This window comes from Aliisedimentitalea scapharcae, from assembly GCF_045277565.1.
Classification (GTDB): domain Bacteria; phylum Pseudomonadota; class Alphaproteobacteria; order Rhodobacterales; family Rhodobacteraceae; genus Aliisedimentitalea; species Aliisedimentitalea scapharcae.
In genome coordinates this window covers 2,717,464-2,743,919 of the sequence record NZ_CP123584.1, presented here as the reverse complement: position 1 = coordinate 2,743,919, position 26,456 = coordinate 2,717,464, and the positions used below count along the sequence as shown (strand labels likewise).

Sequence of the window (26,456 nt, the reverse complement as noted above, 5' to 3'; positions counted from 1 at the left end):
ATCAGAACAACGTGTAGATGAATGGTGCGATGGCAGACCCCTGGGTCACCACCAAAAGACCGCCCAGCAGAACCATCATCAGGATGATCGGGGCCAGCCAGAATTTCTTTCTGATCAGCATGAAACGCCAAAGTTCAACAAAAATGTCCATTCGTTCTCTCGTCTCGTGTTGCTCAGAATTGGTTCTTCATCGAGCTTTCGCCGGATGAGCGTGGCGGAATTTCGATCCAATAGCTATCCGCTTCGGGATCGAACGAACGGTTCAACGGATCCGCCCCCAACGCGCGGCGGATCAATCCGGTGGGTGTAACGGTCCCGAAAAACAGAATGCCCATAACGATGGGGGACACAATCGCGCCCAACACCATCCCAAACCGGAACCATAATTTGTTGGCATTGTTTAACAGCTCTGGTGCTATCAGCGCCAACCCGCCAAATACGGCCGCGGCCCCCAGCGCCCAAAAACGGATGCTGCCTTCACCCAAGAGGGGGAATAAGGCAATGATGGTAAACACCCCGGCAAACACCAATCCAAAGGATCGGTCAGAGCCGACTTTGACCTTCGTATGTTCACGTATCTCTGACATAGCGTGTAACCGTTCCTGTTGTGATGGTCCGCGTATTGGGTTTGTGTGATCGGCGGTTTCAAAAGATATGTAGCAAATTGTTAAGGCTTTGTGCCGACAGTCAAAAGCTTTTCCTCGTGGCGGTGCAATTGGGCCATCATTGTGAGAGTTGCCGAAACAAACCGCACAGTGGCCCGGCTTTGTTCGAAAATCAAAGTCGACCTGTTCGGTGTTTCGCTTTTGCTGTGCGGCTCAGAGGGCGGGCGTCCACCAACAGGTTTGAACACCAACCCGGTTCGAACGACTGTTCACATGACACAAAAAAGGCCCACATGCTACAGCAGCGGGCCCTGACGGAACGAGATTTGACTGGGGTTTAACCGCCCCAATTGCGAACCACGCCACAGTCCATGTGCACAAAGTTCGAGCGGTGATATTTTCCAACGCCGCCAGCACGGCACGAAATCGCGGCCCGCGAGATTTGGCTGACAGATCGCGAAGAGAGGCGCAGGTCAGCAGCCTGACCTTTCATGTGCAGCGAATTTTTGGCGACACCACGGGACCGGCGGCGCAACATTGCGTTGGTCTGAGGGCTGCGATAGCCCGACAACAGCATATAGGGTTCATTGACGTCCAACAGATTATGCGACGCAGCCATGATATCAATGGTGCGAAGATCCATGGATTTGGTCTGGTCCGTCCGCCAGTCGCGCATGAAGTAATTGACCTCCTTCACCGCGTCCTTGATGTATTTTCCGTCGATCCAATAGATCATGTCGATCCGTTCGCCGGTACGGCCCGAATACATGCGGATGCGTCGGATGTCGCCACCGCCGCGCAGAAATCCTGCTGCCTTGGAGTAGGTTGGTGTCGCTGCAAGAGTGGTTGCTGCGAATGCCCCTAGGAGGGCCCGACGGGTCATGCCCGTTGAACTGATGCTATTGCTCATGGTGTCTGCGTCGTCCCGTACGCTATATTCCTGCCTGCACACGATGTTACGTGCGCTATGTGTTCATCCATCCCCAGATGCAAAACCTATTGCATAGTCCGAATCGTGTGCCAAGTGAGGATTGTTGCAAGTTGTAATTAGTGGGAATTTTCGGCGATTTTTTGCGCAAACTCTGACTAAACCGTTACGATTTGATGGAACCTCGGGTTTCGGGCGTCAAAATCGCATCAGATTTAGGGGGAATTTTTGGATGAAGTAATCGTGAATAGACTTTGCATGCTGGTTTTTCCCAGAATTTGAGGTACGCAATATGTTCCAACCCATTTCCCAGCAAGGATGTACACCGTATGTATTTGACCTGCCGATCCTTTTTCGCCCGAACTGTTGCCGCCGGGGCGTTCAGTGTCGCGCTTGGCCTGATGTCGGGGATGGCCGAGGCGCAGGTTACGGCCTTTAAACAGGCGATCGCTGAAGCCGCATCAGCCGATGATGCCGTTGCAAAATTCTATCGCGCGGGAAATTACGAACCCATCTGGACGGGGGATACGGATCAGGCGCGGGCGCGCCGCGCGGCTCTGTTGGATACGCTGAAGATGGCACGTTTGCATGGATTGCCGGATCTGACAGCCAAGGCTGATGCGCTGATTGCGCAGATGGCGGATGTGCGCACTACCCGGGATTTGGGATTGGTCGAAGTCGCACTGAGCCGGGCCTATGTGGATTATGCCACCGATGTGCAAATCGGTCAGGTCACCCCGTCAAAGGTGGACAGCGGCATTGTGCGCGACCGGCCCGAACGGGACCGCAGTGCCTATCTGACGCAATTGAACACCACCGCTCCGTCCGCTGCGATGCGATCCTTGGCTCCGGATACGCCCGAATATCGCGGTTTGATGAAGGAAAAGCTGCGTTTGGAACGGCTGATGGCCAGCGGTGGGTGGGGTGAAAAGGTTCCAAACCGCAAGATCGAACCTGGTGAAACGGGTGACAATGTTGTTTCGCTGCGCAACCGGATGATCCGAATGGGGTACATGCGGCCAACGCCGTCACGCAAATATGACACGACCATGCAGGCGGCTGTTCAACAATTCCAGTTGGAACATGGACTCGAGGCGGATGGCGTTGCTGGCAAGGAAACCGTCCAACAGATCAACATCCCGGTGCGTCAGCGTCTGAAATCGATCATTGTCGCGATGGAGCGCGAACGCTGGATGAACCGGGACCGGGGCCCGCGTCACGTTCTGGTCAACCAGACAGATTTTACGGCCAAGATCATCGACGATGGCAAAGTCACCTTTGTGACCCGGTCCGTCGTGGGTAAAAACACCGGGGACCGGCGGACACCCGAGTTTTCGGATGAGATGGAGCATATGGTCATCAACCCCAGCTGGTATGTGCCGCGTTCGATCATCACCAAGGAATATCTTCCGAAACTGCGGGCAAACCCACATGCTGTCAGCCATTTGGAAATCACCGACAGCCGGGGGCGACGTGTGAACCGTGGTGCAGTTGATTTTTCCAAATATTCGTCGCGCAGCTTTCCCTATGCGATGCGCCAACCCCCATCCAAACGCAATGCGCTGGGGCTGGTCAAATTCATGTTCCCCAACAAACACAACATCTATCTGCACGACACGCCTCAAAAACACCTGTTCTCCCGCGAAGTCCGCGCCTATTCCCATGGGTGTATCCGGTTGGCGCAACCGTTTGAATTTGCCTATGCGTTGCTGGCACTTCAGGAAGAGTCGCCCAAGGAGTTCTTTCATCGGGTTCTGAACACGGGCAAGGAGACCAAGGTTGTCCTGGAACAGAAAGTACCGGTTCACCTGATCTATCGCACCGCCGTCGTGACCCCAAAGGGGCGCACTGAATATCGTCGCGACATCTATGGACGGGATGCCAAGATTTGGGACGCCCTGGAACGTGTGGGGGTGGCACTGCCCAGCGTTCAGGGGTAAGCAAGGGGCCACGGAATTCTTAGTGAGGCCCCGAAAATGCGCTTTACAGTTCAACAGATTGCCCAGTCTCTGGGTGCCGAGGTCGCGGGTGATGTCGCGCTAGAGATAACCGGAGCGAATGAACCTGCTTTGGCGGGCGCGGATGACCTGGCATTGGCGATGGCACCCAAATACGCCGAGTCGCTGGCACAGGGTCAGGCGCGGGCGGCGTTGGTTTGGGATGGCGCTGATTGGCAATCAATGGGGCTGAAGGCGGCGATCTTTGTGTCGCGCCCACGGATGGCTATGGCGGGTGTCACGTCGATGATGGATCCGGGGCAATCCTTTGGCCCAGGTCGTCACCCGATGTCGGCCATTGATCCCACTGCCGTGCTGGGGGAAAATGTGTCTGTCGGGCCATTCACCGTGATCGGTCCGCGAACCCGGATCGGGGCGAATTCGATCATTGGGCCTAATTGTGTGATTGGTGCGGATGTGGTGATTGGCGTGGATGCCTTGATGCGCGATTCAAATTCGATCGGGGCCCGGGTCCGGATTGGAGATCGTTTCCGGACACAGCCCGGAGCGCGCATAGGTGGCGACGGGTTTTCCTTTGTGACGCCCGAAGTGTCCGGTGCCGAAAACGTGCGCAAGACGCTGGGGGACCAGGGCGACGCCAAGGCGCAAAGCTGGCTCAGGATCCATTCTTTGGGCGCCGTTCTGATCGGCGATGATGTCGAGATCGGCACAAATTGCACGATCGACAATGGAACCATTCGCGATACGGAAATCGGCGATGGCACCAAATTGGACAATCAGGTGCACATCGGCCACAACACCCGTATCGGCAAGGACTGCCTGTTGTGCGGCCAATGCGGAATCTCCGGTTCAGTCGAAATTGGCAACAATGTTGTGCTGGGCGGCCAATGCGGGGCAGTCGACAATATCTTTATCGGCGACGGTGTCATTGCAGCCGGTGGCAGCAAGATCCTGTCCAACGTGCCCGCGGGGCGGGTCTTGATGGGCTATCCAGCGGTCAAGATGGAACTGCACACCGACATGTACAAGGCACAGCGCCGGCTACCCCGGGTGATGCGCGACATTGAGGCGCTGAAAAAGGCGGTTTCCAAACCGGATGCGAAGTCTTAAATCAACCCCATCACATTGGATCAGGGGTCTGACATGAGCATTCAGGACAAGGTCACTGCAATTATCGCTGAACAGGCTGTCTTGGAGCCTGCAGATGTGACACCCGACAGCACGCTGGAGGATCTGGGGATTGACAGTCTGGGGTTGGTCGAGAGCATTTTCGCCATTGAAGAGGAATTCGACATATCGATCCCGTTCAATGCAAACGACCCTAGCGCCAGCGATTTCGACATCTCGAATGTCGCTGCAATAATTTCAGGTATCGAAAAGCTGATTGCTGAAAAAGGGTGATCAGGGTGCGGACAGCCGGGCGGAGGCCATAGGGATTCAGATGAAACGCGTTGTGATCACCGGGGCAGGGACCATCAATGCGCTGGGGCATTCGGTTCCCGACACGATGGAGGCCATGCGCGAAGGTCGCTGTGGGATCGGTGATCTGGCATTTCGCGACGTGGAGCGACTGGCAATTCGGATCGGCGGTCAAGTTCGTGGATTCGAAGCAGAGGGTCGATTTAACCGCCAACAGATCAGCCTTTATGATCGTTTCACCCAATTCACTTTGACGGCAGCCAAGGAAGCAATCACCCAATCGGGGCTCGAGTTTCATGGAGACCTCTCTGCGCGCTCGGGTGTGGTTCTGGGAACTGCCGGGGGCGGCGTCAGCACGTGGGATGACAATTACCGCGCGGTCTATGAAGAGGGCAAAAACAGGGTGCACCCCTTTGTGGTGCCCAAACTGATGAACAATGCCGCCGCCAGCCATGTGTCGATGGAGTACAACCTCAAAGGACCTTCTTTTACTGTGTCCACCGCCTGCGCGTCGTCCAATCACGCCATGGCGCAGGCGTTCCAGATGGTGCGATCGGGCATGGCGCCTGCCATGGTGACGGGCGGATCTGAATCCATGCTGTGTTTTGGCGGGGTCAAGGCCTGGGAAGGTCTGCGTGTCATGTCCAAGGATGCCTGTCGACCCTTCAGCGCCAATCGCAACGGTATGGTCCAGGGCGAAGGGGCCGGGATCTTTGTTTTCGAAGACTATGACCATGCGCGTGCGCGCGGTGCCGACATCCTGTGCGAAGTTGTGGGCTGGGCGATGTCATCGGACGCGTCCGATATCGTTATGCCGTCAAAACAGGGCGCAGCGCGGGCGATTTCGGGGGCGCTCAGAGATGCTGGCATCTCTGCGGATGCCGTTGGATATATCAACGCGCATGGCACGGGCACAGCCGCAAACGACAAAACAGAATGCGCCGCAGTCGCGGATGTGTTTGGCCCACACGCAGACAATCTGATGATTTCGTCAACCAAATCCATGCATGGGCATCTGATCGGCGGCACAGGCGCGGTCGAGCTTTTGGCCTGTATCATGGCCGTGCGCGATGGGGTGATCGCACCGACCATTGGGTATCAGGAGCCGGATCCGGAATGTGCGCTGGATGTGGTGCCGAACGAAGCCCGTGACGCCTCAGTTTCCGTAGCATTGAGCAACGCGTTTGCCTTTGGCGGTCTGAATGCGGTTATCGCTTTGCGCAAAGTGTAAAAGACGGCGGCATTCGCGTTAATTCCGGCTCGGCCCAAGGGCGGCCGGAACGATCCCGCCACTGTCGGATGAGTTCGTCGAATGCGCCAGGCTGCACGCGTGCCCCAATGCCGCTTGTTCTTCGCATCGTATGTCACAGCACACGCATGTGTTGGACCAGAGACTAATGGCCGACCTGGCGGGGGTCTGGGCGTGGGGTCAAGCCGGTGACACGTACCTATGTGGGTCGACACACGGTGTTTCACACCGCTGGTACACGGCAAGCGGACCCTGCGCAGTACCTGCCAAAATCGACTAACGTTTTGGTTTGGTTAGGTGAAATTGGCTCCGGCGGTAGGGATCGAACCTACGACCAATTGATTAACAGTCAACTGCTCTACCGCTGAGCTACGCCGGAACGGTGCGCGTTCTATAGCTTGGGTTTTGGGGTGCGTCCAGACCGAAATTTTCAGTTTCCGAGAGTTTTTTCTGAATCTCGACGGTGGCTGATCAGATTGTCGTACGGTAAGGAGAGGCTAGTATTGAGAAACGCTTATACCTGCGACACAATAGTCGCCAATTCATACTGAATTTTCCTGAGCCGGGCGAGACATATTGATCTGTTACCCCCGGAGAACAAACAGGTTGTCGAGAAAAAGGATACGATATGCTGTCGGTACTTCCCCGTTCCCTGCTAGGACCTCTCGCCCTGACGATTGCGATAGGTTTGGGCAGTGCCACGATGGCGCAGACACCGGCTGCGCCCAAGGTGTCAGTGGCCGCCGCTTATACGCAGATGATTTCGGATCAGGCGACCTTTATTGGACGGGGACAGGCCATCGACAAGGTCGATATCCGGGCGCGCGTCAACGGGTTCCTTGAAGAGCGGCTGGTCAACAATGGTGCCGAAGTGTCCGAAGGCGAATTGTTGTTCAAGATTGAACGCAGCGCCTATGAGGCCACTTTGGATGCCCAAAAGGCCAATCTGGCCAAGGCCGAAGCCAATCTGGAACTCAAGATCGTAGAGTATGCGCGCAAGGAAGAGCTGTTTCAGCGCGGCTCGGTGCCGGCAGCCGAACGAGATACGGCCAAGGCCAATGAAAAAGTCGCCGAAGCCGAAGTCCGCTCGGCCAAGGCAGCCGTGCGCCAGGCTGAACTGAACCTGAGCTACACCAATATCGACGCGCCCTTTGACGGTCGGATCGGGGCGGTCCAGGTCTCCCGGGGCGATGTGGTCTCACCTGATGGGGCGGCGCTGGTCACGCTGGTGCGCGAGGCACCGATCTTTGTGTCCTTTGCCCTGAACGAAAAGGAATTTGTCAACGTTCTGGAAAAATTGGACGTGGCTGCAAACGAACTCTCGGACAGTGACCGCAAACCCAAGGTCTATGTTGATCTGCCAAATGGACGGCGATTGGACGAAGTGGGCGAAATTGCCTTTGCCGACAACCGCATTGACCCGACAACGGGAACGATCACATTGCGCGCGAGATTTGCCAACACGCGCGGTTTTCTGATTGACGGTGCCTTTGTCAGCGTAGGGATCGAAGCGCTGGAGCCCGTGGAACGGGTTTTGATACCACAAGCCGCCATTCAAAGGGATCAACGGGGTGATTTTGTTCTGGTCGTCGGCGCGCAGAACACTGTGGAACAGCGTTATATCACCAGCGGTGACCAGGTCGAAACCGCGGTGATCGTCGAAGACGGGTTGCGCGAAGGGGAAAGCGTGATTGTCGAGGGGCTGCAGCGTGTGCGCCCCGGTGTCAAAGTCGATGCGGTCCTGAGCGGCCAGGCTGGAGAGTAACACATGTTCTCCTCCTTTTTTATCTCGCGCCCGAAATTCGCGATTGTCATTTCGCTGGTGCTGACTGTTTTGGGGTTGATCGGCTACATGGCGTTGCCCGTGGCCCAATTCCCTGAAATCACGCCTCCGGTTGTCACGGTGAACGCCAATTACACCGGTGCCAACGCAGAGACCGTGGAAACCAGCGTCGCCGCTCCAATCGAAGCGCAGGTGAACGGTGTGGATGGCATGATCTATATGTCCTCCACCTCTTCAGACAATGGATCCTACAGCCTGTCCGTCACCTTTGAGGTTGGCACCGACCCGGATATCGCGTCGGTCAACGTGCAGAACCGCGTGGCCCAGGCCATGGCATCCTTGCCAGCCGAGGTCACCAGTTCCGGGGTTGTGACGCAAAAGGCATCGTCCAACATGTTGCTCGTGACGGCGCTGACCTCGCCAAACGGGACGTATGACGATGTGTTCCTGTCCAATTATTCGTCCATCAATATCAAGGATGCACTGAGCCGGATCAATGGGGTCGGCAATGCCGATGTTCTGACCGATCTGGAATATGCCATGCGGCTCTGGCTGGACCCCAACAAGATGGCCGGACTGGGCGTGACGCCCGGGGACGTCATAAACGCGGTCCGCGAACAAAACCTCGAAGTGTCCGCAGGTCAGATCGGATCGCCTCCGGTGCCGGGGGATCAGACGTTTCAATACACGATCAAATCCCGTGGTCGTCTGGCAACCACCCGCGAATTCGAAGACATTGTGATCCGCTCCGGTTCAGAAGGAAATCAGGTGCGGGTTCGTGATATCGCCCGGGTCGAACTGGGGGCACGGACCTATAACAATTCAGGTTTTCTGGATGACGGACCGGCGTCCATTCTGGCGGTGTATCAGGCTCCCGGAGCCAATGCGCTGGCGGTGGCTGAACAGGTTCGCGCCGAATTGGACCGTCTGTCGTTGACGTTCCCTGATGATGTCGAATACGCGATCCCCTTTGACTCGACGAAATTCGTCGAACAATCGCTCAAGGATGTGATCAGCACGTTGATGATGACCTTTGCGCTGGTTGTGTCGGTTGTCTTTGTCTTTCTTGGCAATTTCCGCGCCACGTTGATCCCGATGATCGCCATTCCCGTGTCGCTGATCGGGACATTTGCTTTTCTGCTGGCCTTTGGCATGACATTGAACACGATCTCGTTGTTCGCGCTGGTGCTGGCCATCGGCATCGTGGTGGATGATGCGATCGTCGTGGTCGAGAATGTTGAACGGTTGATTGCGGACGAAGGGTTGAGTGCCCCGGATGCCACCCGCAAGGCGATGGGGCAGATTTCAGGCCCGGTGATTGCGACGACCCTGGTGTTGTTGGCAGTCTTCGTGCCGGTGACCTTCATGCCCGGGATTACGGGGCGGTTGTATTCGCAGTTTGCCGTGACAATTTCGATAGCGGTCATCATCTCGTCCATCAACGCACTGACCCTGTCTCCCGCGCTTTGCGCCTTGGTGCTCAAACCGCGGTCCGGCCCGCCGCGTGGCCTGCTGGCTGTGTTCGAAGGGGTGATCGGTGGCGTCCGTACCGGGTATGTCGGTATCGTTCGTCGTCTGGTCCGCCTGCCGATCATCGGGTTGGCTATTGTATTGGGGATGGGGGCAGGTCTGGGCGGCCTGTTTTCCATCACACCCAAAGGGTTCATTCCGCTCGAAGACAACGGCTATCTGTTCGTGGATGTTCAACTGCCGGATGCGGCTGCGTTGGGGCGAACCGAGCAGGTCGCCGCCCGGTTGCGGGATCAACTGAAACAGGTGCCCGGTGTCGAACATACGGTTCTGGTCAATGGTTTCAGCATGTTGAACGGTGGTCTGCCCAATGGTGCCATGATCATCGTAACCCTGGATCCCTGGGATGACCGGACTGACGACGCGCAGAGCGCCGATGCAATCCTGGCTCAGATCTATGGAATCGCCAATAGCGAAGCGGCGGCCAGTATCGTTGCCTTCAACCCGCCACCGATTTCCGGCCTGGGGATGAGCGCGGGCGTCGAACTGCAAGTGCAACAGACAGGGGGTGGCACGCCCCAGGATCTGTCGGCGGCCTTGGGGTCGCTGGTATATGCGGCCAATCAACGCCCCGAGATCGAACGCGCCTTTACCACCTTTCGGGCCAATGTGCCTCAGGTCTTTGTTGATCTGGACAGGGAAAAGACCAAAACCCTGCAGGTTGCCATTTCCGAAGTCTTTCAAACCCTTCAGGCCCAATTGGGGTCCTACTATGTCAATGACTTCAACCTGTACGGCCGTGTCTATCGGGTGATGATCCAGGCGGATGGGTCGTATCGGGACAAGGTCGAAGATATCGGCAATCTCTATGTCCGCTCGACCACAGGAGAAATGGTTCCACTGTCGACCCTGGTGGATGTCGAAAACATCCTGGGGCCGGTTCTGCTGAAGCGTCACAATATGTTCCGCTCGGCCACTGTCACGGCCACCCCGGCACCGGGGTTGTCGACGGGTGACGCGATCCGCGTGATGGAGGAATCCGCTGCCGAATCCTTGCCGCCCGGCTATGCCTTTGAATGGACCGGCACGGCGCAGCAACAACAGGACAGCGCGGGTCTCGTACAGGTGATCCTGGTGATGGCAATCCTGTTTGGGTATCTGTTCCTGGTGGCGCAATACGAAAGCTGGACGATGCCGGTCGCAATTTTGTTGTCGGTGATCGTGGCCCTGTTTGGCGCGGTGGTCACGGTGTCGGCAATCGGCAGCGACATCAACCTCTACACCCAGATCGGGATGATAATGTTGATTGGTCTGGCCTCGAAAAACGCGATTCTGATCGTTGAATTTGCGATTGAACAGCATAATGCCGGTAAAACCATCCGCGAGGCCGCAATCGAAGCGGCTTTCCAACGCTTCCGAGCCGTGATGATGACGGCGTTGTCCTTCCTGCTGGGGGTAATCCCGTTGCTGGTGGCTTCTGGTGCTGGTGCAGCCAGTCAAAAGGCCATCGGCTTTGCGGTGTTTGGCGGAATGCTGTTTGCCACAGTGATCGGGGTGATTGTGGTACCAGTGCTATATGCCCTGATGCAGGGTGTGCGCGAACGTCTTAAAGGCGCGGCAAAGCTGACATAAAAAAATCCGCCCTGCCTGTTCATAAGGTGGGGCGGATTTCGCGAACTCAAATTGTTTTTGAACAGGCGATCCCAGCGTTCTCTGACCTAAATGTTCGGGGGGAATTTCCCGGCCGAGCTGCCATTGGCACCGGGGCAAGACCCCGTGACGCTACCCGCCTTTTAGCCGCTGCATCAGATAGATTTCATTCTCTGGCCCAACCGTCTGGGTCAGGCTGGTGGCATAGATCCGACCGTCTATTGCCACAGATACCCCTGCATCGATGACAGGACCCAGCCCCGGGTATTCGGACCGCAGTGCCGTCAACATCTGACCGGTGGTGGAGGCCGTAACCTCCACAATTTCCTGCCCATCTGTGTGTCTGCGCAGAGCCGACCACAGATGGACCTGAACCTTAGGCGTCATGGGTGCCAAGCGCGGACAGGATCTTTGGCGGCGACATCGGAAGCGACCGCAGGCGCACACCAGCAGCAGCCGACACCGCATTGGCAATGGCCGCCAGTGGTGGGCAGATCGAGGTTTCACCAACACCGCGCACACCGAACGGGTGGCCTGGGTTTGGAACTTCGACAATGACCGTGTCGATCATCGGCAGGTCCGAAGCGACAGGGATCCGATAGTCAAGAAACACCGAGTTCTGCAACCGGCCATCTTCACCATAGATGTACTCTTCGTTCAGCGCCCAACCGATACCTTGTGCGGCACCGCCCTGATACTGACCTTCCACATAGGTGGGGTGGATGGCCTTGCCTGCGTCCTGGATCACCGTATAGCGGCTGACGCTGGTCTTTCCGGTTTCCGGATCGACCTCGGCATCCACGATATGGGTGGCAAAGGAAACACCAGCTCCTTCGGGCGTGGCTTCGAAATGACCCGAAATCGGACCGCCGGTCTGGCCCATGGTGGCGGTGATATCGGCCAGGGGCAGGGGATCGAAGTCACCTGCGTTTGGACCCGATGGAACGGCACAGCCGTCTTCCCATTTCACTGCATCTTCGGGGATGCCCCAATGCTGCGCAGCGCGCTGGCACATTTTTTCAACGGCTGCCCGGGCTGCCTTGATGGTGGCAAGACCGCTGGCATAGGTCACGCGTGAGCCATGGCTGACGTCATTATAGCCCAGTGTGGCGGTATCGGCGATGGTCACCCGGATGTTTTCGTACGGGATGCCCAGAACTTCGGCCGCCATCAACGCCATCGAGGCGCGCGAGCCGCCGATGTCGGGGGTGCCAACCGAAACCTGTGCGGTGCCATCTTCGGAAAGTGAAAGAGAAACAGAGGTTTCTCCGCCGTGGTTAAACCAGAACCCACAGGAAATTCCTCGACCCTGACCCGGTTTCAACGGGGCGGAGTAATGCGGATGGGCCTTGGCCGCTTCCAGTGTTTCCACCAAGCCGATCCGATCAAACCGTGGTCCGTAAGAGGCTTTGGTGCCCTCTTTGGCCGCGTTTTTCAGGCGGGTTTCGACCGGGTCCAACCCCAATTGGTTGCACAGTTCGTCAATCACGGATTCAACGGCAAAGGCCGCCATAGGTGATCCGGGCGCGCGGTAAGCGGCCTGTTTCGGGCGGTTGCTGACCACGTCATAGCCCAGCTGACTGACGTTTTTCAGGTCATATGGTGCAAAGGCACACATCGCGGTGAATTCCATCGGCGCACCGGGGAACGCGCCACCCTGTAGGCGAAAGACGCCCTGGGCAGCCGTGATGGTGCCGTCCTTTTTCATGCCGATCTTGACGTCCATCGAGGTTGACGACGTCGGGCCAGTGGCGCGGAACACCTCAGAACGGTTCATCACCAGTTTCACCGGGCGGTTGGCCTTGCGGCTGAGCGCCAGAGCGACGGGTTCGATGAACACGGTGGTCTTGCCGCCAAAACCGCCGCCGATCTCGGACGCAGTCACCCGCAATTGCGAGGTTTCCAACCCCAGCAGCGCGGCGCAATGTTTCTGCACATACCAATGGCCTTGGGTACAGCACCACAGCTCGCCCTTGCCATCCATCCCCAGCGACGCCAGGCAGGCGTGGGGTTCGATATACCCCTGGTGGGTGGCCTCGGTTGTGAAATGATCCTCGACCACCAGATCCGCTTCGGCAAAACCGGTATCGACATCGCCATGGCCGCTTTCGTGGGTGCGGACCACATTGGGATGCATGCCTGCGGGCACTGATTCATCGGCGTAGTCGGCATTGATCACCGGCGCGCCATCCTGCATGGCGGCGTCGACATCGGTCACATGCGGCAGGATTTCGTATTCGACCTCGATCAATTTGGCGGCATCGCGTGCTGCCAGCGCCGATGTGGCGGCGACGGCTGCAACTGCGTGCCCGTCATACAGGGCTTTTTCGCCCGCCATGACGTTTTCGAGGACATAGCCATATTCACCGGTCAGACCGGTGGCAAAATCCGCACGGGTCACGATGGCTTTGACGCCTTCCAGTGCTTCGGCCTTGTCGGTGTTGATCTTGACGATACGCGCGTGGGCATGGGGCGACCGCACGATTGACGCGAACAACATGCCCGGTGCCTGGGTGTCGGCACCAAAACGGGCGCGGCCGGTGACCTTGTCCAACCCGTCGGGACGGTTGGGAGTCGTGCCAACGTGGTTGAAGTCTTTGGCATTTTCATCAAACTCGGCACCGCCGGTTTGGGGTTTGTATTCGTCCAAAGCCATATTACGAAGCCTCCCGCATGTCTGCTGCCGTTTCCATGACGGCACGAATGATTTTGTCGTATCCGGTGCAGCGACACAGGTTGCCGGCCAGCCAGTACCGGACCTCGGTTTCGGTGGGGTCGGGGTTCTTTTCGAGCAGCGATTTGGCCGCCACCAGAATGCCCGGTGTGCAGACGCCACATTGGAGGGCCGCGTGGTCGATGAATTTCTGCTGCAACGGGTGCAGGACGTCGCCATCGGCTATTCCTTCGACGGTGGCAATCTCCTTGCCCTCGGCTTCGGCACCCAGCACCAGACAGGAACAGACCAGACGGCCGTCCAGCGTCACCGAACAGGCTCCGCAGTCGCCGGTGCCACAGCCTTCCTTGGCTCCGGTCAGGTTCAGGCGGTCGCGCAGCACGTCCAACAGGGTTTCACGTGGGTCGCACAGGTATTCTACGGAGTCGCCATTCACTGTGGCGCTGACGTGGATCTTGCTCATTTTGCGGCTCCCTTTGCGCGATCATAGGCGATCTTGGCGGTGCGGCGGGCCAGAACACCTGCCACATGGGTGCGGAATTCAATGGTTCCGCGTTTGTCGGTGATCGGATTGCAGGCGGCGGATGCAGCCGCGGCCAGTTTGTCCAATGCGGCGTCATCCAGCGTCGTGCCAATGATCGCATCGGCGCAGTCCTGCACCAGCAGCACGGTGGGGGCGACGGCACCCAGCGACACGCGCGCTTCGACAATGGTATCCCCGTCCAGGCGCAGGTTCACGCCACAGCCCACAACGGCAATATCCATTTCGGTGCGCGGAATGAACCGCAGATAGGCGTCACCGCCGTTGTCGCCACGGGCCGGCAGATGAACGGCGTTCACCAGCTCACCCTTGGCCAGCGATGTGCGACCCGGGCCTGTTGGAATGTCTTCGACAGCAACCGTACGGTCACCGTTGGGTCCGGTCACCGAAACGGTGGCCCCTGCGGCGACCAGGGCCGGGACCGAATCCGCAGCAGGCGATCCATTGCACAGGTTGCCAACCAATGTGGCACGGCCCTGAACCTGGGTCGATCCGATCAGGTCCATGCCTTCGACCACACCGGGCCAATCCTGTCCCAGTTCCGGGTGTTCGGACATTTCGGCACCCGGGGTCGCTACACCGATGGTCCAACCGCCATCTGCAGCACGGGTAATGTCATGCACACCGGGGATATGTTTGACGTCGATCAGGGTATCAGGGGTGACGATATCGGCGCGCAATTGCACCAGAACGTCGGTGCCACCGGCCAGAAAACGGGTGATCCCGTCACTGTTGGCGGCCAGCTCGACTGCGTCCTTGAAACTGGCTGGGGTATGGTAATCCATTCACGAACCTCGGCTTGCGATTTGTTGTCTTGCGACGGCTTCGAGGCGTGAGGTTAGGGGAAGGACGAAGGCGCGTCCATCTAAAGGCGACATCTTTTGGACGTTTTCCACACCGGTTCAAAAAATCTGCGCATCCCATGGATGGTGAGGTGTCCAAGGAAATCGGGAAACATCTGTCTGAATGGCCAGATTTTCATTCATATCCGGTCATTTCCAGGTACCCGCTTCCGCTGTGGCTGCCGCTGATCTGGACCGGTCCCTCCCAATACGGAAAGGACGTGTCCATCCAGGCATCAGGATTCAGAGCGTCAATTCTGAGATCCAGGTTTCGAGTCTCCACCGTGACCTGCCAGGAGGTCGCAAGGGACCGGCCTGCGGTTTGGACAGAGTTCAATGGCCGGGCCTGAAACTGTCCGGGGAGCAGGGGAACCGTGGTGCCGTCTGCTCCGATCCAGGTGCCCGATGTGAACACAGAGTCCTGTCCGCGCAGCCGAAACCCCATCAGTTTATTGCCGTCCTCCAGACTGAGCGAAAACCAGTCCCAGCCGGTTTGGTCCTGATCCAATGGCTGGCTGGACCATTCGCGGTCAAACCACCCCTGACCTGACACGGCAACCGGCCCGCGTGGTGTGGTCACAGTGCCCGTAATCTCATAGCGCGGTTGTGAATAGTAATGGCTGGCCTGTCCCGACGCGGATTTGACCGAATAGCCGTGCGTGCCGTGCAATACCAATGGCCCGCGTGCCTGCAGGGACAGATCATAGGAAAACTCTGACCCGCTGGCCCGCAAAGATACGTTGTCCAAGGTCGCTCCGGCCATCTGCCATTCGTCGATCCAGGCCGAAAACGGAACTGCCGTGACACCGGCCTGCCCGATGCCACCACGGGCCAACCGTTCTGCCACATAGTGCTGGTCAGAAGTGGTCAGCGCGGCATGGCCCATCCAGAGCTGACCGTTCTTCCATCCCGGCGTGTCATCCGGGCGCAGGGCAGACCGGAACAGGGTCCACTGCACGCCATACGCCTGGCCCGTATCATCCCGCAGGTTCGCGGTCAGATACCACCATTCAATGCGATATTGCGGATGTGCTCCGTGATCCTGTGGAAACCTCAGAACCGTGCTGCGATCCGGTATGGCAAAGCCGTCCGCCTGTGTGCCAAGACCAGCGAACCCTTGGGCCAGGGCCGCCAGTGGCATCAGGAACGCCAGACAGGTCACCAGAAGGCGCATCAGCTTAACGTTCATTGGCGAACACCTTGAGCAGATCGACCGGTGCGATGCGCAACAATTTTAACGCAGGCCACGCAGCTGCGAGGATCGCCGACAAAATCGTCAATCCGAACAACCGCAGCCAATCGCCGGGAAACAGATACATTGGCAAGGCCCAGCCAAAGGCTTGTACATTGATGATCGTCAACAACACCCAGGCCAGCACCAGCCCCAACGGCAACGCAATGATCGACGTCAGCGCGGCCAACAGGACACTGCGCAAGATTTCGATCCGGGCCAGAACGGGGCGGGTCACGCCCATGGCCCAAACCGGAGCCAGCTGTGGCTGGCGCTGGCGCCAGACGGTCAACAGGCTGGTCAACATTGCGAAACAGGCCACGCCCAAAGTCAGGACGTTCAAGGCCCCCGTCACCACAAAGGTCTTGTCAAAGATCGCGAGCGACCTGGATTTTATTTGGGCCTGATCGACCAACGCGCCCGCCGGGAGGTCAAACTCGGATCGGATGCGTTGGATCATTCCTGCCACCTGAGATTGGGGCAGGCGCAGTCCAAACTGGCGGATCGGGAGGTCCGGAGACTCTTCCAACAGACGCTCCAGCGCGGCGATGACCTGGCCATTGGGATTGCCGTAATCGGAGTATACCCCGACCACGGGTACCATCCAGTCGGGACCCAGCTTCAGATCGGCCCCTGGCCACAGCCCGTGCTTGCGCGCCAACTGTTCGTTGACCAGAACGCCGTTGTCCGCCATCACCCTGTCCCAGGCCGCGTCGTTTGCAGTCAGGATCGGCCAATTTTCACGGTAACTCGGGTCGTCGACCACGCCATAAATGCGCACCAGCTCACCCATCACGGCCGTTTCGGACCAGCGAATTGGCAGCGCGGTGACCTGTTGGTCGTCAAACCACCGGTGCAGGGCATGACCTTGGGCATCGGTTCGGGCGGTCACGTAAATTTCGGCTGATAATCTCTGATCCATCCAGCCGAGAAAGGTCAGACGAAAGCTGGACACCATAGAGCCGACCCCAATGTTGGTGGCCAGCGCCAGCAACAGCGCCATCAATGCCAACGACAGGGCAGGTACCTGAGCCCGTGTGTCGGCCCAGACCCATTCCATCAGCGCGGATTTGGCACTGCGCGACCCAACACGCAACGCGCCAGACAGCACAGGCGGCAACAGGAGCGCGGTGCCCAGCATCGTGCCACCCAACAAAGCGAACCCGGCGATCAATCCGTCAAACAACATGAACACGGCCACTCCTGCGGCTGCCAGCGCAACACCTGAATTGGCCTGCCAGCGCCGCGTTACACCAGATACTCGCGCCCAGGCCTGTTGACCGGGAGCCGACAACAACGGCAAATGGGCGAGCTTCCACAAGGCTTGGGCGCTGGCAATCACCGTGCCCCCCAGCGCCATGGCCAATCCCGATGCCACCCACGACGGGCGCAGGGTCAACCCGCCCTGAACCGGCGCGCCATACAATCCGCGCAGGGTGGCGGCGACATCTGGCAACAATGCCGCTGCGATCAGATACCCCAGGACCAGCCCCAATCCCCCGGAGACCAGTGCCAGCACCAGAAGTTCGCCCAAAGCGCACAGGACAAGACCGCGCAAAGGCACACCCATGGCGCGCAGGCTGCGTACCAATCCACGCCGCTGTTCAAACACCAACCCGATGGTGGCATGGACGATGAACAGCCCGACGGCAAACGACAGCAGCCCAAAGGCGCTGAGATTCAGGTGAAAGCTGTCAGTCAGCCGCGCCGCAGCTCCCACCTGGTCCGGTTCGATCCGCTTCAGATCCGGGGCCAGTTGCTCCAGCGACGGCAGGCCAGGGATTTGATCCGGCAGGATCAGCACCCGCGAGATCTCTCCAGGTTTGGAAAGCAGGTCTTCGACCAGCCCGATATCACCCAGAATGGTTCCGGCTGGAACCCGATCGCTGAATGTGACCGGAGGTATATTCGGGATGCCTGACAATTCCTGTTCAAGATCGGGTCCGGCAAACAGCCGCCCGGGTGGGCGAAGGATATCCAAGGCAGAGCCGGGATTGGCCGGTCCGGTGGATGATTCCATTGCAAGCACCGGCAAGAGCGGGTGCGTCAACAGATCCACACCGATCAGGTTATAACTGTCCCGGTTCAGCCGCCATCGCCCTTCGAGCACCGGAGCCAGTTTCCACCCGGTCCTGCGCAATGCCACATACTGCGACAGGGGCAATGTTCCGGCCTTGGGCACAAGCGCCGCCAGATCCACGCTGCCCAATTGGGACATGGCCCGGTCATAGTTTGACCTTGCCTCGCCATTGATGGCCTGTACCGCCGACCAGAGCGACGTCGCCAGGGCCATGCCCAGAATCAGCAGCACCAGCTGACCGGGGTGGCGGCGCCACAAGGACAGCCAGCCCAGGAGCGTAACCCGGATCATTGTAGATGGCCGCCAGACAGATGCAGCCTGCGGTTCAGCCGGTTCGCGATCTGCTGTGAATGGGTGACAAGAAACAGGGCTGTACCGCTGTCAGCAACCAGATCCAGCATCAGATCCAGCACGGCCTGGCTGGACGTTTCATCCAGGTTTCCGGTTGGCTCGTCAGCCAAAAGCAACTGTGGCCGGGGGGCCAAGGCCCGCCCGATGGCGACCCGCTGTTGTTGGCCGCCGGACAATTGTTCGGGGAAACGGTCGGTCAGGTCGGACAACCCCAATCGGTCGATCAGCTGATTGACCCAGGCCTGATCATGCTGCCCGGCCAGCCGCGCCTGAAAGGTGACATTCTGAAGAACGCTTAGCGACGGGATCAGATTGAACTGTTGAAACACCAGCGCCAGACTCTGTCGACGCAGTGCCGCACGCCCTGTGTCGCCCAACGCGCCATAGGTCTGGCCCATCAAAGTAATCTCGCCGCTGTCAAATGTGTCCAATGCTCCGACCAGATGCAGCAGGGTCGATTTCCCGGACCCGCTTTCGCCAGTCAGGGCCAGCGTATCTCCGGCCGCGAGATCCAGCGAAACATCCCTCAGAACCGCCCGCCCCATGTTCTGGCCGGAATAGGTCTTGGTCACATTTCGAACCGACAACAACATTGGGGCTTTCCTTCACCGACTTGCGGATCCTGCAAAGAAATGGTCCTTTACATCAATAGGTTCAAATGCGTTTCTGTCCAGTGACCATTGCCGCCATGGTGTCGCGACGTCCGCAACCCCGATACACATTCAGGCCAATCCGGAGGCCCAACATGACTTTGCTCCATCAACTGTTGTGGGGATCTCTATATCTGTGCATCTGCTTGCTGATTGAAGGCACCCTGTTGCTGGTGTGCATTTCTGTTCTTCAGTGGCTGGGCAAGCGTTTGCTGGGGATAATGACCATCGGCCATAACGCGGTGCTTTTGCTGACCTCTCTGGCCTTCATCCTGTTGGCACATTCATTACAGGTCTGGGTCTGGGCTGTGGCGTTTGTTTTCAGCGGAGCCTTGCCGGATTGGAATACGGCGGTCTATTTCTCGCTGATCTCTTATACCGCATTGGGGTATGGCGATGTTGTCCTGGGGCCGGGGCTCAGGATCTTTGGCGGCTTTTCCGCCGTTACCGGCCTGTTGGCCTTTGGAATCAGCACCGCCTTTCTGGTGGCCGTCTTGGGGCAGGCCCTGCGCCAGACCATGCACATAGGGTCAGGAGACCATGAACATGACCACAAATGACCCGTCGGTCTATTGGCGTGCGCTGATTTCGGCGCTTGGCCGGTTCAACCGCAAGAACGGCTGGGTAATGAGCAGCCATGTTGCGATGTCGATGATGTTGGCCTTGTTTCCCTTTGTCCTGTTCACCGTGGCGCTGTCCGGGGCGGTCGCGGAAATGTGGTCCACGGACGTCCAGCGCGCGGACATGATCAATCTGGTGTTCGGTGCCTGGCCGGACCAGATTTCCGAACCAATCGTGTCGGAACTGAATGCGGTGCTGTCCGCTTCGGGGTCGAAGCTGATGACGATTGGTGGGATTTTGACTTTGTATTTTGCCTCAAACGGGGTGGATGCGGTTCGTGTTGCCATGACACAGGCCTATCACGAAGACGATACGCGCCCCTTTTGGCGGTCGCGGTTGGTGTGCATGGGGTTTGTCATGGCCGGCGGGGCAGGGGTTCTGGCTATTGCCGTGCTGGAACTGGCTTTGCCATTGTATACCAGCCTGCTGAATGCCGCCTTTCCTGATGAGGTCACAGAGGTGTTTTCATCAGACAACCTGAGCCGAGGCATGATTGCGATCACGCCGATTTTGGCTGTTCTGGCGTGTCATCGCTGGCTGCCGGGTCACAGCCATACAATCCGGGAGATTTTTCCGGGTGTGATCCTCACTGTTGTGCTCTGGGTGCTGGCCGGTTGGGGGTTTGCCTATTATATCGCGCAGTTCGCCAGCTATTCCGCCACCTATGCCGGGTTGGCCGGGGCGATGGCGGCATTGATTTTCCTGTACCTGAATGCGGCGATCTTGATCCTGGGGGCGGAATTCAACGGTGCGTTGTTACAGGAAGACCCGAACCAGGAGTCGGCCTGACCGGCAACAAATTGCCTTTTTCGCGTCATGGCTGGCGCAAAGTCTTTGTTTACGGCTGTGGGCTAACCTGTCTGCCGCTGCCGAGGAAAGACTGTCATGCCAGCTGCCAATTTTGATGAGACTGCGCCACCACGTCATGCGCAATTGTTCGAACTGATCCGACAGGAAAACCTGTCGGACCGGATTTCATCGCGGTTGAAGTTCAAGAAACGTCGAAGAAGTCCGGTCAGTCAGACACACCGCCAGTTCCTGGAGCGCGCCAATCAGTCGTGGGGTCCGCCCCGACCGTCCTGAGACCGAGACGAAACACAGGTCAGCCGCGATATCCCATGGCGACAACGAATTTTTCGGAACTGTCCGACCGCGACGAGGGCGGTTTCATATAGCCGACCTTGGTGAATTTCTGTTTCAGGAGCTTTTGCAGCTCGCCTTCGGCCCCACCAGCCAGGACCTTGGCAACAAAGGTGCCGCCCTCTTCGAGCACATCAAAGGCGAAATAGGCGGCCGCCTCGCACAGGGCGATGATCCGCAAATGGTCGGTCTGTTTGTGTCCGGAGCTGGCAGCTGCCATGTCGGACATCACCACATCGGCCTTGCCACCCAGCCATTCCTTGACTTGCAAATCGGCGTCATCGGCCATGAAATCCAGAACATGGAATTCGGCACCGGCCAGCGGTTCAACCTCTTGCAGATCGACGCCTAAAATGGTGCCTACCTTTTTACCGGGCTTTTCGCCCAAGGTGTTGACCCGTTTGACAGCGACCTGACACCAGCCGCCCGGGGCGCAACCCAAATCGACCACACGGGCACCTGGAACCAAAAAGCGGAACTTGTCGTCCACCTCCATAATCTTGAATGCCGCGCGACCACGATACCCTTCGACCTGGGCACGTTTGACATAGGGGTCGTTCAATTGTCGTTGCAGCCACCGGGTCGAGCTGAGCGTGCGCCCACGGGCGGTTTTGACCTTGACCGTCAGGTCACGCAATCCGCGACCGGAATTGTTCTTGCCGCTGGGAGTCTTTGCCATGGTCTGTCACCTGTGTCGTCGTCTGGGCCGGAGATCGAGGTATCGGTCCCGCATATATAGAGAATGTGGCGAGCTTTCAGAAGGGCCCGTCTTCCAGAACGCCATCTGCGCTCATTTGGGCATAGAGTAAACCCTCGCGCAGTCCCCGATCTGCCACGGACAGACGATCTGTCGGCCAGCACCTCAATAGCGCCTGAAGGATCGCAGAACCAGACATGATCAACGCCTGCCGGTCTTCGCCGATCCGCGGATCCTTGCGTCGCCCCAGGGGACCCAGATCCAGATAGCCGCGGATGACCTTGTCGATCTGATCGCTGGTCATGCGCAGCCCGTCCACTTTGGTTCGGTCATACCGTTTCAGCCCAAGATGCGTTGCCGCAACCGTTGTCACCGTGCCTGACGTGCCGACGATCTGGAACCCGGCGCGGGCCTGTTCGTCCTTGTAGGGTGCAAAATCGGCCAGGTTTTCTTCAAAGAACCAACTCATCAACGCAAAGCGTGCAGAATCGTCTTCGACGTCATTGAACTGATCACGCAGGGTGGCAACCCCCAAGGGCACCGAAATCCAATCGACCACCTTGGCGGCGGGAAACGGGCTTTCGGCGGGGTGAAACCCGGCGTGCAGCCGCATGATCGCTGATGGGCGGTCGCGCCGCGGCACAGACGAAATGTCGATCCACACCAATTCCGTCGACCCACCACCGATATCCACCACCAATAGCTGCTCGGTCTTGGTGCTGACCAGTGGTGCACAAGAGATCACTGCCAGACGGGCTTCTTCCTCGGGTTGGATAACCTCGAGCGTCAAACCGGTTTCGCGTTTTACCTGGCGAATGAATTCACGGGAATTGCGGGCCCGACGGCAGGCTTCTGTGGTGACCAGGCGCATCCGGCGCACCCGGTTGCGTTTCAGTTTCTGCTGACAGATGCGCAGCGCCTGAACGGTGCGCGCCATCGACGAACGGGACAAGCGGCCCGTTCGTTCCAACCCGGCACCCAGCTGCACCGATTTGGAGAAGCTGTCCACCACATGAAAGCCGCTGCCCTTGGGTTGGGCAATCAGCATTCGGCAACTGTTCGTACCCAGATCCAACGCCGCGTAAAGCGCGTCGGGGTCGGGCTGTTTTGGCGCGGGGCTCTCGACCGCTCTGGGGAATGCGCCCGCACCTTTGGGACGCTTGGGCGCCATGATTCACGCCCTCCGATTATCGTGTTACCTTTGACAATAGGCACGGCAATCCCAGACCGCAAGCTGTGTAGGCCTCAGGCGAACGGATTGTCGAAATAGTCAGAGAGAAGATCGTAATCCTCGGCCAGAAAAGCCCGCACCTGATCTTGTGTCTCGGGCTTTAGGTCGTTGAAATCCAGTTTTGCTTTGCTTTTGTTGGCGTGTTTGGAGGAGAGCGAAATCCCGGTATGGGCGCTGAGGTCCAGCGCCACTTGGGCCATCTCGTTGGTTCGATAGACCTTGTCATACAGGCTCAGATCAACGCCGGTAAACATAGAGGTGGGAAAAACGTGGTGCTTGATGACCGAAGACAAGGATGCGTACCGTTGGATATTTCCAAAAAACATGTCAGGGTCCGGATCCAGCGGCAATTCGCTTTGACGGCGCAATCGACGGCTGTTGTACAGATCGTTCCTGCCGACAACGCGATCCGTGTAAACTGACATCAGCCGTTTGACCGGGTCGCGTACGACCGTGAACCGAAACGCGTCAGGAAGCGCAAGAAGTTTGTCGCCCCGCCACCGTCGGGTTTGAAAGGCAGCGTGATGGGCGGCTTCCCTGTCTGCACCGCCTTGATCTGAAACCGCTTCGGGAACCAGATCCGCAAGCATCGCTTTGACCGACGAACACCCGGCCTTTGGGACGGCCGCATAGACCACCCCGAACTTTTCTACCGAAATTACCATTTGTCCTGCTCATTTTTCGACAGTTTTTCCTGTCCCATTTCGATTGTCAACATTCCCTGTCCCGTGCCCCACCGGGCAAAAATAGGGGGGCGGGTGACAGTGCTGTCAGACTCATCATCATGTTGAACAGAATGATCCCGGCACCCGGTGGCCATCCATTCAGGATGCGAATAAAACACCACCGCATACAAAAGGTCGCTCTCAAGGACTGTGTTGTCGAAATTCGACCATTGAAACTGTGCGCACCGCATTAGAACCGGACCACCAGCTAAAGAGGACGGATTCCAGCAATGCCCGACGTCACAATCGTATATTGGCGCGACATTCCAGCCCAGGTCATCGTGGGCAAGGGACGCCGCGGAGCCAAGCGTCAATTGGAAGAACGCTTTGAACAGGCGATCGACCGAGCGGCGATGAAGGTCAACGCCAAGGACGCGGATGCCTATTTGGCAGAATGGCGCAAGGCCGCGCCAGTTTCGGTCGAGGGAGATCCCGCCGAAGTGGCAGAGGCTGAAGCTGTCCGCCTGGAAACGGAATATGATCAGGATCGCCTCAAGGTGCTGATCGCGAATGACGGATGGGCATGAGCCTGACATCTTTTTGGGAGGCCGCAATGGCTTTGTTGAACTTCAAGAAACGTGACGCCGCTGGCGCACAGCCCGTCAACCCGCAGGTCGAAGCCCTTTTGCAGGGGTATTCGATCGAAGTCATGCCCCGGACCGCGGCCAAGGTTGACAGCTTCCGTGACCTGCTGCCCGAAGGCACGCGGGTTTACATCGCCCATATCGAAGGCACCCCGATCGAAGAAATGGTGGACACGGCCAAGCGCCTGAATGCCGAGGGTTACCCGGTGATGCCGCATTTCCCCGCGCGCATCATCAAGGACCAGGCCATACTGGCCGATTGGATCAACCGCTATCAGGGCGAAGCCGACGTCAAGCAGGCGTTGCTGCTGGCAGGCGGTGTTGCCAACCCGCATGGTGCGTTTCACAGCTCGATGCAGCTGTTGGAAACCGGCCTGTTCGACAAGGCAGGGTTTGAAAACCTGCATGTGGCGGGACACCCCGAAGGCAACAAGGACATCGACCCTGATGGATCGACCAAAAACGTTGCCGAAGCACTGCAGTGGAAACAGCAGTTCTCCGAGCGCACCGATGCCAAGATGGCACTGGCAACCCAGTTCGCCTTTGAAGCTGGACCAATCATTGAATGGGCCAATGCAGTCAAAGCCGCAGGCGTCGATATTCCGATCCACATCGGTATCGCGGGCCCGGCAAAACTGCAGACCCTGATCAAATTCGCCATCGCCTGTGGTGTTGGCCCGTCACTGAAGGTTCTGCAAAAGCGCGCGATGGACGTGTCCAAGCTGCTCCTGCCCTATGAGCCGACAGATGTTCTGACCGAACTGGCAGCCCACAAGGCCGCCAACCCGGACTTTAACATCACCAATGTCCACTTCTTCCCGTTGGGTGGCATCAAAACCAACGCCAACTGGGCAATCAACAATGGCGGCGCTTCGGCAAAGCCGGTCAATTCCTGAGGATCAATAATGACCCGTACAGTCGTAGAATCAAAAACAAAAACAGCGGTCCTGGGCTTTGACGAGCCGTTCTGTGTGATCGGTGAACGGATCAACCCGACCGGCCGTAAGAAGCTGGCTGCCGAGCTGGAAGCCGGTGACTTCTCCACCGTGGAAAAAGATGCGCTGGCCCAGGTTGCTGCCGGGGCGACCATTCTCGATATCAATGCGGGTGTGGTGTATAACTCGAACCCGAACCCCAATGAAACCGAACCGCCGCTGATGACCAGGATCGTCGAAATGGTGCAGGGGCTGGTTGACGTTCCGCTGTGTATCGACAGCTCGGTTCCTGGCGCACTGGAAGCTGGCCTGGCCGCTGCCGAAGGTCGTCCTCTGTTGAACTCGGTCACAGGCGAAGAAGACCGCCTGGAGCTGGTTCTGCCGCTGGTCAAGAAGTACAATGTTCCCGTCGTGGCAATCTCGAACGACGACACCGGTATCTCGGAAGATCCCGATGTCCGTTTTGAAGTCGCGAAGAAGATCGTGCAGCGTGCGGCCGATTTTGGAATCCCGGCCCATGATATCGTGGTCGACCCGCTGGTGATGCCGGTTGGTGCCATGGGGACAGCCGGTTTGCAGGTGTTTGCGCTGGTGCGCCGCCTGCGCGAGGAACTGGGTGTGAACACCACCTGTGGTGCGTCCAACATTTCTTTCGGTCTGCCGAATCGTCACGGCATCAACAACGCCTTCCTGCCGATGGCCATGGGCGCGGGCATGACATCCGCGATCATGAACCCGGTCGCTTTGCCAACCGGTCCCAAGAAGATCGCTGAGAAACGCGCCGAAGTGGAAGCATCGGGTATCATCCTGCCTGCGGACATGGACGACGAGACATTCTGCCAGATGTTCGGTCTGGGCTCCACCAAATCGCGCGCTGGCAAGGAAATGGAAGCCATCCGTGCAGCGAATTTCCTGACCAACAATGACCCGCATGGGGGTGAGTGGATCAAATTCAACAAGGCCCCTGCCAAAGAGGGCGAAGAAACCCGGGGTCGCGGTGGACGCGCCGGTGGGCGTCGCCGTCGCGCCTGATCCGGTTCTGGAACAGATTGCAAAAGGCCGGGTGTTTCGCCCGGCCTTTTTCGTTTCAGT

25 protein-coding genes and 1 tRNA gene are annotated in these 26,456 nt (G+C 58.2%); 12 read left to right on the top strand and 14 right to left on the bottom strand.

The features are described from left to right. Position 1: 1 nt before the first annotated feature. From QEZ52_RS12895 to QEZ52_RS12885, 3 genes are all read right to left on the bottom strand, one after another. Entirely contained in the window at positions 2 to 151 is a 150-nt protein-coding gene (locus tag QEZ52_RS12895) for a DUF5989 family protein (RefSeq protein WP_406644760.1), read from the bottom strand. A 22-nt stretch (positions 152 to 173) separates the two neighbouring features. Continuing rightward, complete coding sequence (locus tag QEZ52_RS12890; RefSeq protein ID WP_406644759.1) at positions 174 to 587, bottom strand: SxtJ family membrane protein; 414 nt, start codon at positions 585 to 587, stop codon at positions 174 to 176. A gap of 355 nt (positions 588 to 942) precedes the next feature. After that, on the bottom strand, positions 943 to 1,515 hold the full coding sequence (locus QEZ52_RS12885) for a YcbK family protein (RefSeq protein WP_406644758.1): 573 nt from the start codon (positions 1,513 to 1,515) through the stop codon (positions 943 to 945). Positions 1,516 to 1,862: 347 nt separating this feature from the next. Here QEZ52_RS12885 and QEZ52_RS12880 point away from each other — a divergent pair, with 347 nt between their 5' ends. The 4 genes from QEZ52_RS12880 to QEZ52_RS12865 are packed head-to-tail and all read left to right on the top strand — an operon-like array spanning position 1,863 to position 6,141. After that, on the top strand, positions 1,863 to 3,473 hold the full coding sequence (locus QEZ52_RS12880) for a murein L,D-transpeptidase (protein ID WP_406644757.1): 1,611 nt from the start codon (positions 1,863 to 1,865) through the stop codon (positions 3,471 to 3,473). A gap of 36 nt (positions 3,474 to 3,509) precedes the next feature. Then, positions 3,510 to 4,601, top strand: a complete 1,092-nt coding sequence (lpxD, locus tag QEZ52_RS12875; protein WP_406644756.1) for a UDP-3-O-(3-hydroxymyristoyl)glucosamine N-acyltransferase — start codon at positions 3,510 to 3,512, stop codon at positions 4,599 to 4,601. A 33-nt stretch (positions 4,602 to 4,634) separates the two neighbouring features. Then, entirely contained in the window at positions 4,635 to 4,892 is a 258-nt protein-coding gene (locus QEZ52_RS12870) for an acyl carrier protein (RefSeq protein WP_406644755.1), read from the top strand. Positions 4,893 to 4,932: 40 nt separating this feature from the next. Then, positions 4,933 to 6,141 carry a beta-ketoacyl synthase gene (locus tag QEZ52_RS12865; RefSeq protein WP_406644754.1) on the top strand — a complete coding sequence of 403 codons (1,209 nt, stop codon included), beginning with the start codon at positions 4,933 to 4,935 and terminating at the stop codon, positions 6,139 to 6,141. 322 nt (positions 6,142 to 6,463) lie between these two features. Here QEZ52_RS12865 and QEZ52_RS12860 read toward each other — a convergent pair. Next, positions 6,464 to 6,538: transfer RNA gene (locus QEZ52_RS12860), tRNA-Asn, on the bottom strand. A 249-nt stretch (positions 6,539 to 6,787) separates the two neighbouring features. On the opposite strand from QEZ52_RS12860, the gene QEZ52_RS12855 reads away from it, so the two are divergent. Together QEZ52_RS12855 and QEZ52_RS12850 are read left to right on the top strand one after the other, a co-directional pair. Beyond that, entirely contained in the window at positions 6,788 to 7,924 is a 1,137-nt protein-coding gene (locus QEZ52_RS12855) for an efflux RND transporter periplasmic adaptor subunit (RefSeq protein ID WP_406644753.1), read from the top strand. A gap of 3 nt (positions 7,925 to 7,927) precedes the next feature. Further along, positions 7,928 to 11,044, top strand: a complete 3,117-nt coding sequence (locus QEZ52_RS12850; protein WP_406644752.1) for an efflux RND transporter permease subunit — start codon at positions 7,928 to 7,930, stop codon at positions 11,042 to 11,044. A gap of 150 nt (positions 11,045 to 11,194) precedes the next feature. On the opposite strand, the gene QEZ52_RS12845 is transcribed toward QEZ52_RS12850, so the two are convergent. The 7 genes from QEZ52_RS12845 to QEZ52_RS12815 form a co-directional block, all read right to left on the bottom strand. Further along, positions 11,195 to 11,383: a hypothetical protein gene (locus QEZ52_RS12845; RefSeq protein ID WP_406644751.1), complete on the bottom strand. Its 189-nt coding sequence runs from the start codon at positions 11,381 to 11,383 to the stop codon at positions 11,195 to 11,197. A gap of 55 nt (positions 11,384 to 11,438) precedes the next feature. Continuing rightward, the gene (locus tag QEZ52_RS12840) at positions 11,439 to 13,718 is read right to left on the bottom strand and encodes a xanthine dehydrogenase family protein molybdopterin-binding subunit (protein WP_406644750.1); all 2,280 of its coding nucleotides are present in this window, start codon (positions 13,716 to 13,718) and stop codon (positions 11,439 to 11,441) included. Between the two features lies 1 nt (position 13,719). Beyond that, the gene (locus QEZ52_RS12835; RefSeq protein ID WP_406644749.1) at positions 13,720 to 14,199 is read right to left on the bottom strand and encodes a (2Fe-2S)-binding protein; all 480 of its coding nucleotides are present in this window, start codon (positions 14,197 to 14,199) and stop codon (positions 13,720 to 13,722) included. Beyond that, entirely contained in the window at positions 14,196 to 15,062 is an 867-nt protein-coding gene (locus QEZ52_RS12830) for an FAD binding domain-containing protein (RefSeq protein WP_406644748.1), read from the bottom strand. The genes QEZ52_RS12835 and QEZ52_RS12830 overlap by 4 nt, the downstream gene beginning before the upstream one ends. A gap of 193 nt (positions 15,063 to 15,255) precedes the next feature. Then, complete coding sequence (locus QEZ52_RS12825; RefSeq protein ID WP_406644747.1) at positions 15,256 to 16,308, bottom strand: lipocalin-like domain-containing protein; 1,053 nt, start codon at positions 16,306 to 16,308, stop codon at positions 15,256 to 15,258. Beyond that, positions 16,298 to 18,721, bottom strand: a complete 2,424-nt coding sequence (locus QEZ52_RS12820; RefSeq protein ID WP_406644746.1) for an FtsX-like permease family protein — start codon at positions 18,719 to 18,721, stop codon at positions 16,298 to 16,300. Before QEZ52_RS12820 ends, QEZ52_RS12825 begins: the two co-directional genes overlap by 11 nt. Further along, entirely contained in the window at positions 18,718 to 19,374 is a 657-nt protein-coding gene (locus QEZ52_RS12815) for an ABC transporter ATP-binding protein (protein WP_406644745.1), read from the bottom strand. Before QEZ52_RS12815 ends, QEZ52_RS12820 begins: the two co-directional genes overlap by 4 nt. 152 nt (positions 19,375 to 19,526) lie before the next feature. Here QEZ52_RS12815 and QEZ52_RS12810 point away from each other — a divergent pair, with 152 nt between their 5' ends. The 3 genes from QEZ52_RS12810 to QEZ52_RS12800 all read left to right on the top strand — a co-directional run bounded on the left by QEZ52_RS12810 (position 19,527) and on the right by QEZ52_RS12800 (position 21,135). Continuing rightward, positions 19,527 to 19,991 carry a potassium channel family protein gene (locus tag QEZ52_RS12810; RefSeq protein ID WP_406644743.1) on the top strand — a complete coding sequence of 155 codons (465 nt, stop codon included), beginning with the start codon at positions 19,527 to 19,529 and terminating at the stop codon, positions 19,989 to 19,991. Beyond that, complete coding sequence (locus QEZ52_RS12805) at positions 19,978 to 20,841, top strand: YihY/virulence factor BrkB family protein (protein WP_406644742.1); 864 nt, start codon at positions 19,978 to 19,980, stop codon at positions 20,839 to 20,841. Before QEZ52_RS12810 ends, QEZ52_RS12805 begins: the two co-directional genes overlap by 14 nt. Positions 20,842 to 20,937: 96 nt before the next feature. Beyond that, the gene (locus tag QEZ52_RS12800; RefSeq protein WP_406644741.1) at positions 20,938 to 21,135 is read left to right on the top strand and encodes a hypothetical protein; all 198 of its coding nucleotides are present in this window, start codon (positions 20,938 to 20,940) and stop codon (positions 21,133 to 21,135) included. Between the two features lie 19 nt (positions 21,136 to 21,154). On the opposite strand, the gene QEZ52_RS12795 is transcribed toward QEZ52_RS12800, so the two are convergent. The 3 genes from QEZ52_RS12795 to QEZ52_RS12785 all read right to left on the bottom strand — a co-directional run bounded on the left by QEZ52_RS12795 (position 21,155) and on the right by QEZ52_RS12785 (position 23,785). Continuing rightward, entirely contained in the window at positions 21,155 to 21,871 is a 717-nt protein-coding gene (locus QEZ52_RS12795; protein ID WP_406644740.1) for an RlmE family RNA methyltransferase, read from the bottom strand. Positions 21,872 to 21,947: 76 nt separating this feature from the next. Next, positions 21,948 to 23,060: a Ppx/GppA phosphatase family protein gene (locus tag QEZ52_RS12790; protein WP_406644739.1), complete on the bottom strand. Its 1,113-nt coding sequence runs from the start codon at positions 23,058 to 23,060 to the stop codon at positions 21,948 to 21,950. A 74-nt stretch (positions 23,061 to 23,134) separates the two neighbouring features. Then, positions 23,135 to 23,785 carry a sulfotransferase family 2 domain-containing protein gene (locus tag QEZ52_RS12785; protein WP_406644738.1) on the bottom strand — a complete coding sequence of 217 codons (651 nt, stop codon included), beginning with the start codon at positions 23,783 to 23,785 and terminating at the stop codon, positions 23,135 to 23,137. A 290-nt stretch (positions 23,786 to 24,075) separates the two neighbouring features. Here QEZ52_RS12785 and QEZ52_RS12780 point away from each other — a divergent pair, with 290 nt between their 5' ends. From QEZ52_RS12780 to QEZ52_RS12770, 3 genes are read left to right on the top strand one after another with little or no spacing between them, the layout of a single operon-like run. Further along, positions 24,076 to 24,372 carry a virulence factor gene (locus QEZ52_RS12780; RefSeq protein ID WP_406644737.1) on the top strand — a complete coding sequence of 99 codons (297 nt, stop codon included), beginning with the start codon at positions 24,076 to 24,078 and terminating at the stop codon, positions 24,370 to 24,372. 26 nt (positions 24,373 to 24,398) lie between these two features. Beyond that, complete coding sequence (locus tag QEZ52_RS12775) at positions 24,399 to 25,325, top strand: methylenetetrahydrofolate reductase (RefSeq protein WP_406650461.1); 927 nt, start codon at positions 24,399 to 24,401, stop codon at positions 25,323 to 25,325. 9 nt (positions 25,326 to 25,334) lie between these two features. Continuing rightward, a complete protein-coding gene (locus QEZ52_RS12770; protein WP_406644736.1) occupies positions 25,335 to 26,396 on the top strand; it encodes a methyltetrahydrofolate cobalamin methyltransferase in 1,062 nt (353 codons plus the stop codon). The last annotated feature ends 60 nt before the right edge of the window (positions 26,397 to 26,456 follow it).

Coding starts and splice junctions, on each gene's coding strand:
- QEZ52_RS12810 (WP_406644743.1), top strand. CDS start 19,527: ATGACTTTGCTCCATCAACTGTTGTGGGGATCTCTATATCTGTGCATC.
- QEZ52_RS12825 (WP_406644747.1), bottom strand. CDS start 16,308: ATGAACGTTAAGCTGATGCGCCTTCTGGTGACCTGTCTGGCGTTCCTG.
- QEZ52_RS12815 (WP_406644745.1), bottom strand. CDS start 19,374: ATGTTGTTGTCGGTTCGAAATGTGACCAAGACCTATTCCGGCCAGAAC.
- QEZ52_RS12885 (WP_406644758.1), bottom strand. CDS start 1,515: ATGAGCAATAGCATCAGTTCAACGGGCATGACCCGTCGGGCCCTCCTA.
- QEZ52_RS12895 (WP_406644760.1), bottom strand. CDS start 151: ATGGACATTTTTGTTGAACTTTGGCGTTTCATGCTGATCAGAAAGAAA.
- QEZ52_RS12840 (WP_406644750.1), bottom strand. CDS start 13,718: ATGGCTTTGGACGAATACAAACCCCAAACCGGCGGTGCCGAGTTTGAT.
- QEZ52_RS12820 (WP_406644746.1), bottom strand. CDS start 18,721: ATGATCCGGGTTACGCTCCTGGGCTGGCTGTCCTTGTGGCGCCGCCAC.
- QEZ52_RS12890 (WP_406644759.1), bottom strand. CDS start 587: ATGTCAGAGATACGTGAACATACGAAGGTCAAAGTCGGCTCTGACCGA.
- QEZ52_RS12830 (WP_406644748.1), bottom strand. CDS start 15,062: ATGGATTACCATACCCCAGCCAGTTTCAAGGACGCAGTCGAGCTGGCC.
- QEZ52_RS12850 (WP_406644752.1), top strand. CDS start 7,928: ATGTTCTCCTCCTTTTTTATCTCGCGCCCGAAATTCGCGATTGTCATT.
- QEZ52_RS12780 (WP_406644737.1), top strand. CDS start 24,076: ATGCCCGACGTCACAATCGTATATTGGCGCGACATTCCAGCCCAGGTC.
- QEZ52_RS12865 (WP_406644754.1), top strand. CDS start 4,933: ATGAAACGCGTTGTGATCACCGGGGCAGGGACCATCAATGCGCTGGGG.
- QEZ52_RS12775 (WP_406650461.1), top strand. CDS start 24,399: ATGGCTTTGTTGAACTTCAAGAAACGTGACGCCGCTGGCGCACAGCCC.
- lpxD (WP_406644756.1), top strand. CDS start 3,510: ATGCGCTTTACAGTTCAACAGATTGCCCAGTCTCTGGGTGCCGAGGTC.
- QEZ52_RS12785 (WP_406644738.1), bottom strand. CDS start 23,785: ATGGTAATTTCGGTAGAAAAGTTCGGGGTGGTCTATGCGGCCGTCCCA.
- QEZ52_RS12800 (WP_406644741.1), top strand. CDS start 20,938: ATGCCAGCTGCCAATTTTGATGAGACTGCGCCACCACGTCATGCGCAA.
- QEZ52_RS12835 (WP_406644749.1), bottom strand. CDS start 14,199: ATGAGCAAGATCCACGTCAGCGCCACAGTGAATGGCGACTCCGTAGAA.
- QEZ52_RS12770 (WP_406644736.1), top strand. CDS start 25,335: ATGACCCGTACAGTCGTAGAATCAAAAACAAAAACAGCGGTCCTGGGC.
- QEZ52_RS12870 (WP_406644755.1), top strand. CDS start 4,635: ATGAGCATTCAGGACAAGGTCACTGCAATTATCGCTGAACAGGCTGTC.
- QEZ52_RS12790 (WP_406644739.1), bottom strand. CDS start 23,060: ATGGCGCCCAAGCGTCCCAAAGGTGCGGGCGCATTCCCCAGAGCGGTC.
- QEZ52_RS12805 (WP_406644742.1), top strand. CDS start 19,978: ATGACCACAAATGACCCGTCGGTCTATTGGCGTGCGCTGATTTCGGCG.
- QEZ52_RS12880 (WP_406644757.1), top strand. CDS start 1,863: ATGTATTTGACCTGCCGATCCTTTTTCGCCCGAACTGTTGCCGCCGGG.
- QEZ52_RS12795 (WP_406644740.1), bottom strand. CDS start 21,871: ATGGCAAAGACTCCCAGCGGCAAGAACAATTCCGGTCGCGGATTGCGT.
- QEZ52_RS12855 (WP_406644753.1), top strand. CDS start 6,788: ATGCTGTCGGTACTTCCCCGTTCCCTGCTAGGACCTCTCGCCCTGACG.